Origin of the sequence: Rhodococcus sp. IEGM 1351 (assembly GCF_030056875.1) — a bacterium.
Taxonomy (GTDB): Bacteria; Actinomycetota; Actinomycetes; order Mycobacteriales; family Mycobacteriaceae; genus Rhodococcus_F; species Rhodococcus_F opacus.
Genome location: NZ_JASHKU010000025.1, coordinates 47,953 through 62,587, shown reverse-complemented (window position 1 = coordinate 62,587; position 14,635 = coordinate 47,953). Strand labels below are relative to the sequence as shown.

The following is a 14,635-nucleotide window of genomic DNA, read 5'->3' as shown; positions in this document are numbered from 1 at the left end:
AACTATCCGAATCGGCAGTGGGCCTTTCCGGCCCATGCCCACACCCATTTTCCGGAGGACACTGATGAGCGCCTTGACTGCCGCAGCAGAGGAATACCAGCGGTTGCGCACCGAATTCCGGGAGAAAGGTCTGGGCGGCCGCATCGGCTTCGGCGTGCGGCCGGCAGTGGTGGTGGTCGACTTGATCACGGGCTTCACCGATCGCCGTTCGCCGCTCGCAGGTGACCTCGATACCCAAATCGACGCAACGAAGACTCTCCTCGCGCTCGCGCGAAAGGCGCAGGTGCCGATCATCTTCTCCACAGTGGCCTACGACGCGGAACTCCAAGAGGCCGGCGCCTGGATCGGCAAGATCCCCTCGAACAAGTATCTGGTCGAGGGCAGTCAATGGGTCGAGATCGACGAGCGGCTCGAACAACAGCCAGGTGAGACGACATTGGTGAAGAAGTACGCATCGTGCTTCTTCGGCACCGACCTGGCCGCTCGGTTGATCAGCCGCCGGATCGACACCGTGATCATCGTGGGCTGCACCACGAGCGGATGTGTTCGTGCCACCGCCGTAGACGCCTGCTCGTACGGGTTCCACACTATAGTGGTCGAGGACGCAGTGGGAGACCGGGCGGCACTACCGCACACTGCCAGCCTCTTCGATATCGACGCCAAATACGGTGACGTCGTCGGACTCGACGAGGCCAGCGCCTACCTCGAGAGCGTTCCGTCGTAGAACTGACGGTCGCACAGTGCCCGCGAGAACGAACCTCGACGGGTGGACCGGACACTCACCCGAGCGCTGCCGCTAGCTGATCAGCCGCGTCCGTCAGGGCGCGGCCGATGCTGCGTACCTGTGCCGGGCGCAGGCGGTGCTTGGGCGCTGAAACATTCATTGCCAGGCGCATGCCGGGGGCATTCGTCGGAACCGAGACAGCCACGGAAGCAACACCTTCCTCTGATTCCTCCCGGTTGACCGCGTACCCGTTCCTTCTGACCTCTTCCAGTTGGGCTTCGAGCTCGGTCCGCGTGTTGATGGACTGTGGAGTCACCTGTTCCAGTTCCTCGGTCGGGTACAGCTGATGCAGTTCGTCGAGGGAAAGTTCCGCCAGCATGGCCTTCCCGGTGGACGTGCAGTGCGCCGGCATGACCTTGCCCAACCGGGACGCAACCCGGACTGCAGATGGGCTCTCCAGGGCGGCGATGAAGCGCACGGTTCGACCGTCGAGTGCCCCGATATGGACAGTTTCACGCAGTTCCTCGCTGAGGGTGCGCAGGATCGGTGCCGCCGTCTGAGGAATGTCGAGCCTGGCAAAAATCGCAAACGCGACCCCCGTGAGCGCTGGGCCCGGACGATAGGCCTTGCTGGCCGGATCCTGCCGAATGAAGCCCCGGTACTGGAGCATCGCCAGAAGTCGGTGAGCCGTCGACGACGCAACTCCGAGGTACTGGCTCGCCTCGGTCAGCCGAATTTCGGGCTGTTCACCGAGCAGCAACAGCAGACGAAGTGCGTTGTCGACGGATTCGATCGGGTACTGCGGTGGTATCGCCTCCGGCGCCTGTTGCCGTGGACCGTGGTTCTGCATAGCAGAGAGCATACGTGTCAGGTCGGGTTTGCGGTCGACCTGACAGCAGGTGGAATGCGCGTACGCGCAGGGGGTTGACTCGTCGGGCTCAAGAGAGCAACATCTATCTAACAGAAGGCACTTCTGCATAGCAGAGAGACTGCCATCGTCGATCGAAGAGGAATGAACCTTGGAACCCCGGACGACCCACCACGTGCAAGCGATGGAAGACATTCGCCGCGGCATGATCCCGGCGCACATCTACAACGACAAAGAGATTTTCGAGCGTGAGAAGGCGACCGTCTTCAGTCGATCGTGGTTGTTCGTCGCGCACGAATCTGAGGTACCGCAGGCGGGGGACTACGTTGTCCGCCGGGTGCTCGAGGATTCATTCATCATCTCCCGCGACTCCAAGGGTGGGATTCGGGCGATGTTCAACATGTGTCTGCACCGCGGGATGCAGGTGTGTCGCGCGGAAATGGGAAACGCGTCGAACTTTCGCTGCCCCTATCACGGTTGGTCGTACCGAAACGACGGCCGCATCATCGGACTGCCGTTCCACGAGGAGGCGTACGGGGGCGAGGAGGGCTTCAAGAAGAAGGGCCAGACACTCCTCCCTGCACCCAATCTCGACAGCTACAACGGAATGATCTTCATCAATATGGATCCGAACGCCGAATCGCTGTCGGACTATCTGGGCGACTTCAAGTTCTACCTCGACTACTACACCAAGCAGAGCGAGTCGGGGCTCGAGGTACGAGGCCCGCAGCGTTGGAGGGTCAAAGCGAACTGGAAGATCGGAGCCGAGAATTTCGCGGGCGACATGTACCACACGCCGCAGACACACACCTCGGTCGTCGAGATCGGCCTGTTCCGCGAACCCAAAGCGGAGAAGCGCAAGGATGGAGCAACCTACTGGGCAGGACCAGGTGGGGGAACGACGTACAAGTTGCCCGACGGCACCTTCGACGAGCGCATGCAGTACGTGGGATACACCGCGGAGATGACCGACCGGGCCAAGGATGTGTGGTCGGACGAGCAGCAGCGAGTAATCGGCGCGGACGGCTTCATGATCTCGGCAGCATCGGTGTTTCCGAACCTGAGCTTCGTCCACAACTGGCCGAAGGTCGAGGACGGCGACGACGTCCTGCCGTTCATCTCCATTCGACTCTGGCAACCGATCAGTGAGAACGAGACCGAGGTGTTGTCCTTCTTCGCGGTCGACCGGAGCGCGCCGGAAGAATTCAAGAAGAAGTCGTACAAGGCATACCTGATGTGCTTCGGATCCACCGGCATGTTCGAACAGGACGATGTCGAGAACTGGGTATCGCTGACGAACACCTCCGCAGGATCGATGGCGCGGCGCCTGCTACTCAACAGTCGCATGGGTCTGCTCGAGGACGGGACACGCGTCTCCGAGGAGCTCACCGCCGACGAGTTCCACGGCCCCGGGACGGCGCAGGTCGGATACAACGAGGCCAATCAGCGCAAACTTCTCGAAATGTGGGCGGACTACCTCGAAAAGCCGGCACTGGAGGTGGGGCCGACATCGGTGGGAACCGACAATCCAGACGGTATCAGGCCGATGACTCCGACGAACGGCAGCTGCGACCACGCCGCCGGCACCCACAGCAAGGACGCGACTGTCAACGGGGCGGTGCTGGCATGACCACGTCTGTGCGAGCTACCAGTACCGGTTACAGCCGCGTAGGTGAAGGCTCGACCTATTCGGAGCAAGCCGTGCTGGGCGACCATGCATCGCGCGTCACGCGTACTGGAACTCCGCTGCGGTTCGACGATCGACGGCACCTGGACGCGCACCAATTCTTGATCGACGAGGCATATCTGCTCGACGCACAGGAATACGAAACCTGGCTTGACAACATCACCGACGATATCCACTACATCATGCCGGTTCGGGTAACCGCGGCGCTCAACTCGGGATTCGACACCTCGCCAGGAATGGCACATTTCGATGAGAACAAGTATTCGCTGAGCCGGCGGGTCGCGCGGTTCGTCACCGAGCACGCGTGGACCGAGGATCCCCCGTCACGACTGCGCCACTACATCACCAACATCCGGACCTTCCTCACCGACGCCGAGGACCACCTCGTCGTCGAAAGCGCCGAATTGCTGTTTCGCAGCAGAGGGGATGTCAATGAGTCGGCACTCGTCTCGTGTGGACGGGAGGATCTGCTGAGGCGCGTAGGTGACGAATGGAAGCTCGCACGACGCACCATCTTTGTCGACGAGTCCGTGATGCGGATGCAGAATCTCGCGGTGTTCCTATGAGCTTGCAGTGGGAAGGCGAGGAGCAGGACGCACGCGCCGCGCGCCGTGCCACAGACGAGTTCGCGCAGCTCTTGGCTGGTGCCGTCGGTGATCCGCTGACCATCGCCAACGAATTCGCCGAGGTCAGCGTGCACAAGGTGGCGACCCGCAACGGCGTACGGCTGCTGGTGCACGCCCCGAAGTCCGGGCAGTGGGTCTGTGTGGACCCGCTGGAACTCGAGGCGCTGACCTGGCAGAACCCGGCCACCTTCGCCGCGATGGTGGGAAACATGTTTGCTCCGTTGATCGCAGAGGGAGACAACGAATGACTGGCTGGCTCGACGGCAAGCGGGCACTTGTCGTTGGCGGGGGCTCGGGGATCGGGCGAGCAGTCGTCGATGCGTTCCTCGCCGAAGGCGCGTGCGTCGCGGTACTCGAGCGTGACCCGAACAAGTGTCGGGTGCTGCGCGAACACCTACCCCAGGTACCGGTCATCGAAGGTGACGCCACACGCGCGGCGGACAACGACGCTGCCGTCGCGGCTGCGGTCGCCGAGTTCGGAGGGCTCGACACACTGGTCAACTGTGTCGGGATCTTCGACTTCTACCAGGGCATAGAGGACATCCCCGCGGACACACTCGACGTGGCGTTCGACGAGATCTTCCGAACCAACGTGCTCAGCCACATGCACTCAGTCAAGGCCGCCGTACCGGAGCTGCGCAAGCACCGCGGATCGTCGATCGTGCTGGCGGAGTCTGCCTCGTCGTTCTATCCCGGACGAGGCGGAGTGCTCTACGTGTCTTCCAAATTTGCCGTACGCGGGCTGGTCACCACCCTGGCTTACGAGCTCGCCCCAAATATTCGCGTCAACGGAGTCGCCCCAGGCGGCACGTTGAACACCGACCTGCGCGGGTTGGCGAGCCTGGGACGCGACGCCGATCGACTCGACGACAATCCGAATCGTGCACGCGAGTTGGCGGCGCGGACACCGCTCAACGTGGCCCTCTCAGGTGAGGACCATGCGTGGAGCTTCGTCTTCTTCGCTTCCGACAGATCCCGAGGAATCACCGCAGGCGCGACGCATCCCGACGGCGGCTTCGGAATCGGAGCCCCCAAACCTTCGACCCGCTGATACGAGTTCGACCAGTTCGGAAAGAGAGGAAACCGCGATGGCTGTCGTCAAAGCGAATCTTGGTGCATGTCAGGGATATGCCAATTGCGTCGTCGCTGCCGACGACTACTTCGACATCGACGACGATGGTGTCGTCGAACTGTTGAGTGTGGAGGTCCCCGAATCGGAACGGGGACGCGTCGACAGTGCTGCCCGGTCCTGCCCGGTCTCCGCGCTCTGGATCGAAGACTGATGCCGGAATCGACCACGGTCATCGTCGGTGCATCGATCGGTGGTGTCCGAACTGCGCAGGCACTGCGGTCGGAAGGGTATCCGGGCGCCATCGTTCTCCTGGGTGCCGAAGGTGAACTGCCCTATGACAAGCCGCCGTTGTCGAAGTCGATCCTGGCAGGTGGCTCGACGATGGCCGAGATTACGTTGTTGACCACCGAACAGGCTCGGGAACTCGATCTCGAGCTTCGGTTGGGCCAACCAGCCGTAGGGCTGAGCACGGCAAACCGGTATGTCGAACTCGCAGACGGTACGAGGGTCGCGTTCGACAACCTGGTGCTCGCCACCGGCGCTCGCGCCCGGCCGTCACCGTGGGGAACGCCGAACGGCCTGCACGTGATACGAACAGCCGCGGACGCCCGCGCACTACGACGCCATTTCGGCACCACCGACCACCTCGTCATTATCGGCGGCGGCTTCATCGGCGCGGAGACCGCGGCAACCGCGGTCGAACTCGGGATGCGCGTGACGCTGGTGGATCCAGAACCCGTGCCCATGGCACGCGTGATGGGTGCGGAGATCGGCGAGCTGTTCATCGACCTCCATCGGCGTCGCGGCGTCGACACCAGATTCGGGGTCGGTGTCGAGTCCGTGCACGGTGAGCACGGGTCCTTCGCGATCGGCTTGTCCGACGGGTCGACGCTCGCCGCCGACACGGTGGTCGTCGGAATCGGGGCGATACCGAACGACGACTGGCTCGAGTCCTCCGGTCTGGAGGTGAGCAATGGTGTGGTGTGTGACGTGTACTGCCGTGCAATCGGTCACGACAACATCTACGCAGTCGGCGACGTGTGCCGGTTCGACAACACCCGACGCGGCGGTTCGACCCGGTTCGAGCACTGGACGAACGCGGTGGAGCAAGCTGTCGTGGTCGCCCGGAATATCGCTCGCCCGGACGAGAAGATGCGCCACGAACCGGTCGAATACGTCTGGAGTGATCAGTACGACTGGAAGATACAGACGGTCGGACTGGCGGGCTCGTCGACGCACACTGTCATCGGCGAGGTGACGAACAAGGCTAAGTTCGCGGTCTGCTACCCCGACGAGAAAGGCAGACTGACCGGGGTCGTCGTCGTCAATTGGCCGAAAGCGCTTGTCACCGCCCGCAAAGCGATCGCACTCGGGGTCGAATATGTCGAGTTTGCGGAACGTCTCGAGGCAATGACGGTGTCAGCCCGCACCACGGTCAAGGAAACCACATGAACGAGAAGGATATCGAGGGTGCACGGGTCGTCGTAGCCGAGGCGTGCAGGGTTGCCGCTGCCCGGGGTTTGATGGAGGGCATCCTGGGCCACATCAGCTTCAGAGTCTCCCATGACCTTCTGCTCATCAGGTGTCGCAGTGCAGACGACACCGGCGTGGCCTATACACGCCCGGCCGACATTCGACTCGTACGATTCGACGGAACAGCTGGCGCTCCAGGTGAACTCGACAACGGCTATCAGGTACCTAAGGAGTTGCCCGTTCACGTCGAGTCGATGCGGGCCTCGCCCGACATCCGAGCTGTAGCGCACCTGCACCCCCCGTCGATTGTTGCAGCCGACCTAGCGGGTATCTCGCTGCGGCCCATCTACGGGGCGTACGACATCCCCGGTGCAGTTCTTGCGCGGGGTGGGGTGCCGGTGTACCGCCGCGCGGTGTTGATTCATCGCACCCAACTCGGCAAGGAAATGGTGACGGCGATGGGCGATCGGCCCGTCGTCATCTGCCGCGGACATGGCATCACCTCCGTCGCGTCGTCGGTGCAACAGTCGGTTCTGCAGGCCGCCAGCCTGGAAGAGCTGGCGCGCATGTCCTTGGCTGTCGTGAGCGCGGGTGGCACGCTCGTCGACATCGACGACGCCGATTGGGAGGATCTTCCCGACCTGGGCGCCAACTTCAACACCGGCGCAGTCTGGCGACACGAGGTTGCACGCGCAGCGACGGTATAGGCCAATCGTGGGTACCGACGGTAATTGTCAACCTACTTGAGACACGTGCGTGTTGATTCCTTACGAGTGCGGCGTCTAAACACGGGGGCGTCGAACCACCGACCAGGATCACCTCGTCGGGGTCGTTGGCGGTGACTTTGGCGTCACTCATCGCCTGCTTCACGGGGTCGAGGCAGCGTTCCACCAGATCCGCCGTCAGATCCTCGAACTTCGATCGCATGATCGTGGTGGTGAGGTGCTTGGGACCGTTCGCGTCTGCGGTGACGAAGGGCAAGTTGACCTGGGCCTGGGTGACCGAGGACAACTCGACCTTGGCTTTCTCCGCGGCCTCGAAGAGGCGCTGCAATGCCTGCGCATCCTTGCGCAGATCGATATTCTCCGCACGCTGGAATTCGTCGGCGAGGTAGTCCACCAGGCGTCGGTCGAAGTCGTCGCCGCCGAGGTGGGAGTCGCCGGCCGTGGAACGGACCTCGACCACTCCCTCGCCGACGTCGAGCAGGCTCACATCGAAGGTGCCGCCGCCGAGGTCGAAGACCAGTACGGGTTCGTGGGTCTGCTGACACTGCGGGCCCCACGCCCCCGAGGCCGGTTATCACGCTCGCGACACCCAGCCTCGGGGGTGACCACAGTTACTCGCCCCGACCCACGGAGAAGTCACCAAAAGGGGCGCACGGGCGGCGAAGCCGCCTACGTGGAAGTCGGTGACAATCGCTCCTGTCCCGCGGCTTCGTCGGTGTCGGACAGATCTTGCCGGTAGGTCTCCCGCATGGCGATCACACAGACGACGGAGATGGCGCACATTGCGACCATGAACAGCGCGACGGCGACGTAGGAGCCGGTGCGATCCAGCAGGTACGTGGCGACGATCGGCGCGGGAGCGCTCGAGGCAAGGGTGCCGATCGTGTACCCGAAGGAGATTCCGGTGTAGCGGATGCGGGTGTCGAAAGCTTCGGCGAAGAAGGCTGCGAGCGGGCCGTAGGAGGTCGAGAAGGCGAGACAGAACGCCACGAACCCGACCATCGCCAGCAGGAAGGATCCGCTGTTCACCAGCCAGAACCACGGAAAGGTGAACAGCAGCATGGCGACGACTCCGGCCAGGAACACCGGCTTCCTGCCGTAGGAGTCCGACAGTTTGCCGAAGAACGGCAGCGCGACGAACGTGACCGCCATGGCGACGAGGACGAGTGTCAGCATCTGGTTGCGCGTGTAGCCGACCTGCGCGACGCCGTAGCTGAGACCGAATACCGTGGTGCCGTAGAAGGTGACCCCGATGGCGAAGTAAGCACCGCAGGTCAGGAGGACCTGCTTGGGGTAGTGGCGAAGGACCACCCCGATGGGCAGCTTCTCCAACTTTGCGTTCTTCTTGACGCGATCGAAGTTCGGGCTTTCGCCGACGTGCAGTCGGACGAAGAGGCCGATCGCGACGAACGCACCCCCGATCAGGAAGGGAATTCGCCAACCCCAGGATTCGAACGCTTCGGGAGAAAGCCCGGCCATCAACAGGAAGACTGTGTTGCCCAACATCAATCCCGCCGGCACTCCCATCTGTACCCAGCTGCCGTAGTAGCCGCGTTTGCCGGCAGGCGCGTGTTCGACGGCCATGAGAATCGCCCCTCCGATCTCGCCCCCGAGCGCGAGGCCCTGCACGAAGCGCAGGGTCACGAGAATGATCGGCGCGGCGACGCCGATGGACTGGTAGCTCGGGAGCAGCCCGACTCCGAGGGTGGTGAAGCCCATGATGGTCAGGGTGATGACGAGCATCGACTTCCGTCCGATCCGATCACCGAAGTGGCCGAACACCACTCCGCCGATCGGACGCGCAACGAAGGCGGCGGAGAACGTGGCGAAGGCGAGCAAAGTGCCGATCAGGGAGTCGAACTCGGGGAAGAAGATCTTGTTGAACACGAGTCCGGCCGCGGTGCCGTAGATGAAGAAGTCGTACCATTCGACTGTCGTACCGACACCGCTGGCAAATCCGACTTTCGAGGTTTGGGACATTGTGAACATGTATGGCCTCCGTTGCCACGATTGCGGAATGATTCCTGCGGCTCGAATGTATGGGTGATCCAGCACACACAACATCTCCAGGTGGAGAGGTGGGGATGTGTTGCCTGGTGAACGAATTGCGTTCAGAGCAAGCGAAGTTCGTGGGCACGCGCAATGGCTTCGACGCGATTGCGCGCGTTCAGTTTCTGCATGGCGCTCTGCAAATAGGTTTTTACGGTGTTCCGCGCAAGGGACAGTTCCTGAGCGATTTCGGGGTTGCTGTTACCCATTGCCGCGAAACGCAGCACCTCGTATTCGCGCCGGGTCAGGCCGGCTCGGTACAGAGCTTCGGATGTCACGACTCTTCGCGATCCGGCCAGTCGCGGGTCGACAACCCGGATTCCGCCGGACACGCGGTGAATGGCCGTGGCGAAGTCCTGCCCGCTGATGTCCTTGACGAGGCATCCGTCCGCACCCGCCTCCATCAACAGATCGATGGCGCCGTGATCGGCGAACGCGGTGAACAGCAGTATCCGCGCGTGCGGCGCGACCCGCCGTAGTCGCGGAATGAGTTCGGGTGCAGGGATATCGGGAAGTCGAAGATCGAGGAGGATGACGTCGACGGGGAGGGCGCGGGCCAGCTCGACCGCCGCGGCCCCGGTCAGTGCACCTCCTACGACTTCGAGGTTCACGTCCTCCCGCGCGAGAAGTTCCACCCCCCCGCGCACGATCGGATGATCGTCGACGACGAGGATACGGATCGTCTTCGACGGCTCGGTCATGCACCCGACCCGTCGATTGCGTCTACCCAGCCGCGCACGGTGGTGCCGCTTTCGTCGTCGCTGACTACGGACATGCCGCCACCGAGCCGCTCGAGCCGTCCTGCGGCCAGCCCGAGCCCCAATTGACTTCCTCGCACCGGGTCGTCGGCCCCGTCCACGCCCCGGCCGTCGTCGCTGATGACGACCGTCACTCTGCCCGACCGAACCGACAAGCTGACCACCACTGTGGATGCGTCGGCGTGCTTTTCGACGTTGACGAGCGCCTCCCGGACCAGTCGCTGGAGGGCCTCGACGCGGCTCACGTCGAGATCCGGAGATTCGGTCAGCGGTACGAAACGGGCCGGGATACCGGTCCGAAGCGCGAACGACTGGCAGTCCTCCTCGATGCCGACTGGGAGTTCCCGCTCGGGGGGTCGCGCGCTGAGGTCGGTCAGCGACCTGCGAATCGACGCATTGACGGCGTGTACCTGATCAGTGATCTCCTGCAGCCGATCGTGGATCGCCTGAGCGTCGCCCAGTGCACGCAGACTCTGCAGTTCGGCACCGATCCGGAAGAGGACCGGGCTCACGGAATCGTGCAGGGATTCGGCAAGCCGATTCCGTTCGGCCTCGATCGCGAGCTCCGTCTGGGCTGCGGCCCTCTGTGCGCTGACGAGAGTGACGGCGGCAGTCGCGGCGGTCGATTGGATCTCCGCGATGACTCGATCACCGAATGACGAATATTCGCGGGTGCCGACGTACACGGCACCGAGGACACGACCTTCGTACACCATGGGCACTGCGAGCATTCCTCGCAGTGCCTCCTGCGCCACGAGCGCGTCGAAGTCGTGAGTGATTCCGGCGTCGGACAGGTAGTCCCGGACCCAGACAGGTTTCTGCAGCATGATGCTCTTTCCGCCCAGTCCGACGCCTTCCGGCACCACCAGTCGGTGCAGGGCGTTGCTCTTTGTCCCCTGCCAACTGCGGTGAACCATCGCGCCGTCGACCTCGATGCGCCCGACGAGCGACATGTCGAAGTCGCCGATCTCCCGGATGCGCTGACCTGCCGTGGTCATGGCCGCCGCTTCGTCGGTCAGGACGAGCAGTTCGGCACGCGAGAGCGCGAGGTCGTCGAGGATGGACGTCCTGACGTCCGAGTGCTTGAACTCGTGAGCTGCGGTATGCGTACTTTCCGACACCGGCTTTCCTCGATCTTTCTTCCCCCCGGCGTTGGGCAACCCGTTCATGTCGGCTGGGTCACAGTGTCAGAGTATCGGACCGGCCGTCCAGGCTGATCAGGCACTCGAGCAGGAAGTAGTCGCCCCAGATCAGCTCGTTCCGGGTAGCGAAGTCCCGGCGTTTGTCGAAGCAACCGTCCATGAGGATCCCTGCCGGTCTGCTGTCGTGCGGTCCGGCCGGGGTGAGGTGGTCGAGGAGCGCATTCACGTGGGCGACGGCCCTGTCCCGGAAGTCGGTCCGGTCGGGAACCAGTCGGGCGAGCTTGAGCAGCGCGGCAGCGGCGATGGCAGTGGCGGACGTGTCGATCGGGACGTGCGGTCCGGTGCCGGCGTCGAAGTCCCATGACACGATTCCGGCAGTCGGCGTGCGGTCCAGCCACCAGTCGGCCAGCCGGACGGCGGTCGGCAGGAAGGACGGCGACGCCCACTGCGCGGCCTGGGCGTACGCCACCATCGCCCACGCCTGCGCCCGACCCCAGGTGCTGTCGTCGTTCATGCCCTTGTGGGTGTAGCGGCGCAAGAGTGCACCGTTGGTCGTGTCGAACAGTGCCGACTGACAGACCGAACCATCCGCCCGGATACAGAGCTCGATGTGCCGCTCCGCGTGGCGGATCGCGGCGTCGAGGAACCGCAGGTCGCTGGTCTGCGCCGACGCCCACGACAGCAGGGCGACGGTGCCCGGGACGGCGTCGATGTTCGCGGCGCCCTCGCCGACCGCTTCGGCTTCCTCCGCTTCCGCGCCGAGCGGGATCACGCCCGCTCGATCGTTGAAGCTGGCGAGCAGCCCGCGGGCACCCGCCAGCGCGATCTCCGATGCGCTCGCGCTTCCGGTGACGAGGTGGTTGACCGCTGCGCCATACCAGAAGAGGAAGCCGCGGAAGGCGGTATCGGAGCTCTCCCGGGGCAGGACCTGCTCGGTGATCTCGTCGGCGAGTCGCGACAGGCGGTCCTCACCGGACGCCACGAAGCCGAGTGCGGCCAGTCCGCCCCAGAATCCGCCCGTCCAGTTTCCATCGGCAGTGGTGGTCCACTCGCCGGATTCAGGGTCACCGTAGTGCGGGAACTTGCCGCTGGTCTGCTTGGCGGTCGAGTCGATACGCTCGAGCATCGAGTCGATGGCGGCGGTGTACCGGGAGCCGGTCACGACTGACCTCCGGTCACCAGAACCGACTTGAGCGAGCGCCCGTCCCGCATGTCACCCATGGCCTCTTCCGCCTTCCCGAGCGGGTACTCGGTGACCATCGAGGCGAGGTCGAACCGTGCTGCGAGTCGGGGTAGCGATTCGACGTATTCGAGGTGGTTGTGCGGGGAGAACGCCCAGCTTCCCAGCACCTGCAGCTGCTTCTTCGTGATGTAGTGGGGGTTGATCGGAGTGGTGCCGTGGTCCGTGTACTGGCCGACGACGAGGTACTTGCCGCCGCGCCGGGCGATGTCGATTCCCTCGGACACCGCCGTCGGTACACCGGCGGCCTCGATGACGACGTCGGCACCGCGCCCGCCCGTCGTTTCCGCGAGAATTCGATCCAGGCGGGCCGCTCGATCCGTCTCAGCGAAGATGTCGATGTGGATGTCGCCGATGCCGGCCGTCCGCGCGACCTCCAGACGGTTGGCCGGTCCGCCGACGATGATCACCTTCGCCGCCCCGGCGAGCGTGGCGTACATGGCGCACGCCAGTCCGACCGGTCCGCTGCCCTGTACCACGACGATATCGCCTGCGTCAGGCTTGGCGATACCGTTCACCGCGTGGACGGCAGTCGGTCCGGCACAGCCGAGAGCGATCACTTGCTGCGGTGTCACCGAGGACGGGATGCGGACGATCGTCGAGCCGGGTTGGAGGTAGATCTGCTCGGACCACCCACCCGACAGGTGGGGCCAGTCGGCCGAAGACTGATTGATGCCGTACACCTTGCGGGTCTCGCACAGTGACGGTTCCTGCTGATCCTCGCAGTAGTAGCAGTGCCCGCACGGGATGTTGGACGCCCACGACACCGCATCCCCGACGCGAAGCTCCTCGCCACGCGCGTCCGTCGTGACACCCTCCCCGAGGGCGTGCACTCGACCGACCGCCTCGTGCCCCAGGATGACCGGCACCGGAATGGGCAGGCGACCCTGCTGCAGGTGGATGTCCGTTCCACAGATTCCCGCGTGCGTCACGTCGACGACGACCGCGCCGGCGTCGGGATCCACGCGTGGGAACGTCCTCGGCGCCATGGCCTGCCCGAACGCTTCGAGCACCATCGCTGTGGCCGTGCCAGTGGTCGGGCTCGCCGGGTCCGTCTGCATCGCATTACTCATCGGATCACTTCCTTGCTGCGCAATGTCTGGACACGTGACTCGGATACCCCGAGCTCGTGCAAGATTTCGTCGGAATGTTCACCCACCGCGGGCACCCCTCGGCGTACCTGTGCGGGCGTACGAGACAAAGTGACGGGACTGCCGATCAGGCGGGTCGTCCGCACACCCTCGACCTCGACGTCGACGAGCGTGCCGTTGTGGCGCGTCTGGGGATGATCGAGCGCCTCCTGCAGGGTGAGCAGCGGTGCGCACAGCAGGTCGACCCCGTCGAACAGTTCCGCCGCCCCGGTGGTGCTCAGCCGCGCGATCAGTGGACGCAGGACCGCGTTGGCGGCCTCCTTGTTCGCGGCCTGGAGCTGTGGCGACGCGAAGGACGGCTGGACGGACAGATCGTCGATGCCGAGTGCTTTGCACGCCAGCTGCAGGGGGTTCTCTCGGAACAGGCCGAGCACCAGCAGCAAACCGTCCGTCGTCTCGAAGATGCCGCTGTACCAATCCGTCACCCAGTTGGTCTCACGCCGGTCCATGAGCAGCGAGGCACTTTCGAGGGTCTGCAGCGACAGTGCCGTATCGAAGAGGTTGACGCTGACCTTCTGGCCACGGCCGGAACGCTCGCGTTCGAACAGTGCGGCCAAAATCCCCTGCGCCAGAGCCATACCCGATGCATAATCGACCATCGGCACCGGATGCACGTACGCCGAGATCGACGGGTCGCCGCACGACCTCGCCATCCCGCTGAGCGCCTGCGCGAGCATGTCCTGGCCGGCCTTGTGGGCATACGGTCCGGTTTCCCCGAAGCCGGTCGCGGTACCGTAGACAAGCCTGGGGTAACGCTCCTGCAGGTCGTCGTATGTCAACCCTAGCCGTTCGACCGCCGCGGTCCGGTAGCTGTGGATGAGAACATCCGTCTCCGCGAGCATCCGATGCAGAATATCCTTCCCCTCAGCAGATTTCAGATTGAGAGCGATGCTGCGCTTGTTACGGTTGACCGCGGCGAAGTAGGCGCCGGGGCGACCTGCCTCGAGTGAATCGCGATCCAGGCCCCGCAGCATGTCTCCATTGACACCTCGCTCGACCTTGATCACTTCGGCACCAAGGTCGCCGAGAACCTGCGCCGCAACGGGGGCCTGCATGATCTCGCCGAGATCGAGTACTCGAATGCCGCTCAGCGCTTGCTGTTGAATGTGTTGCACGACGC

The 14,635-nt window shown here is 63.9% G+C and carries 15 protein-coding genes and 1 pseudogene; 8 read left to right on the top strand and 8 right to left on the bottom strand.

Annotated elements, in window-relative coordinates:
* The first annotated feature begins 64 nt into the window (after nucleotides 1–64).
* A complete protein-coding gene (locus tag QM806_RS32780) occupies nucleotides 65–724 on the top strand; it encodes an N-carbamoylsarcosine amidohydrolase (RefSeq protein ID WP_005256006.1) in 660 nt (219 codons plus the stop codon).
* A gap of 55 nt (nucleotides 725–779) precedes the next feature.
* On the opposite strand, the gene QM806_RS32775 is transcribed toward QM806_RS32780, so the two are convergent.
* Entirely contained in the window at nucleotides 780–1,574 is a 795-nt protein-coding gene (locus QM806_RS32775; RefSeq protein WP_005256005.1) for an IclR family transcriptional regulator, read from the bottom strand.
* 202 nt (nucleotides 1,575–1,776) lie between these two features.
* Here QM806_RS32775 and QM806_RS32770 point away from each other — a divergent pair, with 202 nt between their 5' ends.
* From QM806_RS32770 to phtC, 7 genes are all read left to right on the top strand, one after another.
* Complete coding sequence (locus tag QM806_RS32770) at nucleotides 1,777–3,222, top strand: aromatic ring-hydroxylating dioxygenase subunit alpha (RefSeq protein WP_005256004.1); 1,446 nt, start codon at nucleotides 1,777–1,779, stop codon at nucleotides 3,220–3,222.
* A 71-nt stretch (nucleotides 3,223–3,293) separates the two neighbouring features.
* Nucleotides 3,294–3,845: a 3-phenylpropionate/cinnamic acid dioxygenase subunit beta gene (locus tag QM806_RS32765; protein ID WP_005256003.1), complete on the top strand. Its 552-nt coding sequence runs from the start codon at nucleotides 3,294–3,296 to the stop codon at nucleotides 3,843–3,845.
* The gene (locus QM806_RS32760) at nucleotides 3,842–4,153 is read left to right on the top strand and encodes a hypothetical protein (protein WP_005574176.1); all 312 of its coding nucleotides are present in this window, start codon (nucleotides 3,842–3,844) and stop codon (nucleotides 4,151–4,153) included. Before QM806_RS32765 ends, QM806_RS32760 begins: the two co-directional genes overlap by 4 nt.
* Nucleotides 4,150–4,956 (top strand): 3-(cis-5,6-dihydroxycyclohexa-1,3-dien-1-yl)propanoate dehydrogenase, encoded by an 807-nt coding sequence (gene hcaB / locus QM806_RS32755; RefSeq protein ID WP_005256001.1) that lies wholly within the window; start codon nucleotides 4,150–4,152, stop codon nucleotides 4,954–4,956. Before QM806_RS32760 ends, hcaB begins: the two co-directional genes overlap by 4 nt.
* A 37-nt stretch (nucleotides 4,957–4,993) precedes the next feature.
* Complete coding sequence (locus QM806_RS32750; RefSeq protein WP_005256000.1) at nucleotides 4,994–5,188, top strand: ferredoxin; 195 nt, start codon at nucleotides 4,994–4,996, stop codon at nucleotides 5,186–5,188.
* A complete protein-coding gene (locus QM806_RS32745; protein WP_005255999.1) occupies nucleotides 5,188–6,429 on the top strand; it encodes an NAD(P)/FAD-dependent oxidoreductase in 1,242 nt (413 codons plus the stop codon). The genes QM806_RS32750 and QM806_RS32745 overlap by 1 nt, the downstream gene beginning before the upstream one ends.
* Nucleotides 6,426–7,157, top strand: coding sequence for a 3,4-dihydroxyphthalate decarboxylase (phtC, locus tag QM806_RS32740; RefSeq protein ID WP_054247899.1), 732 nt, complete (start codon nucleotides 6,426–6,428; stop codon nucleotides 7,155–7,157). The genes QM806_RS32745 and phtC overlap by 4 nt, the downstream gene beginning before the upstream one ends.
* 58 nt (nucleotides 7,158–7,215) lie before the next feature.
* On the opposite strand, the pseudogene QM806_RS32735 reads toward phtC, so the two are convergent.
* The 7 genes and pseudogenes from QM806_RS32735 to QM806_RS32705 all read right to left on the bottom strand — a co-directional run.
* Nucleotides 7,216–7,716 (bottom strand): annotated as a pseudogene (locus QM806_RS32735) (Hsp70 family protein); the annotation flags it as partial.
* A 128-nt stretch (nucleotides 7,717–7,844) separates the two neighbouring features.
* Complete coding sequence (locus tag QM806_RS32730) at nucleotides 7,845–9,164, bottom strand: MFS transporter (protein WP_182624298.1); 1,320 nt, start codon at nucleotides 9,162–9,164, stop codon at nucleotides 7,845–7,847.
* 122 nt (nucleotides 9,165–9,286) lie between these two features.
* A complete protein-coding gene (locus QM806_RS32725; RefSeq protein WP_005560136.1) occupies nucleotides 9,287–9,925 on the bottom strand; it encodes a response regulator in 639 nt (212 codons plus the stop codon).
* Nucleotides 9,922–11,103 (bottom strand): GAF domain-containing sensor histidine kinase, encoded by a 1,182-nt coding sequence (locus tag QM806_RS32720; protein ID WP_005560137.1) that lies wholly within the window; start codon nucleotides 11,101–11,103, stop codon nucleotides 9,922–9,924. The genes QM806_RS32725 and QM806_RS32720 overlap by 4 nt, the downstream gene beginning before the upstream one ends.
* Nucleotides 11,104–11,161: 58 nt before the next feature.
* Nucleotides 11,162–12,286, bottom strand: a complete 1,125-nt coding sequence (locus QM806_RS32715) for a glucuronyl hydrolase (protein WP_283294084.1) — start codon at nucleotides 12,284–12,286, stop codon at nucleotides 11,162–11,164.
* Nucleotides 12,283–13,437 carry a zinc-binding dehydrogenase gene (locus QM806_RS32710; RefSeq protein ID WP_283294082.1) on the bottom strand — a complete coding sequence of 385 codons (1,155 nt, stop codon included), beginning with the start codon at nucleotides 13,435–13,437 and terminating at the stop codon, nucleotides 12,283–12,285. The genes QM806_RS32715 and QM806_RS32710 overlap by 4 nt, the downstream gene beginning before the upstream one ends.
* The gene (locus QM806_RS32705) at nucleotides 13,434–14,630 is read right to left on the bottom strand and encodes a CaiB/BaiF CoA transferase family protein (RefSeq protein ID WP_283294080.1); all 1,197 of its coding nucleotides are present in this window, start codon (nucleotides 14,628–14,630) and stop codon (nucleotides 13,434–13,436) included. Before QM806_RS32705 ends, QM806_RS32710 begins: the two co-directional genes overlap by 4 nt.
* Nucleotides 14,631–14,635 lie beyond the last annotated feature (5 nt).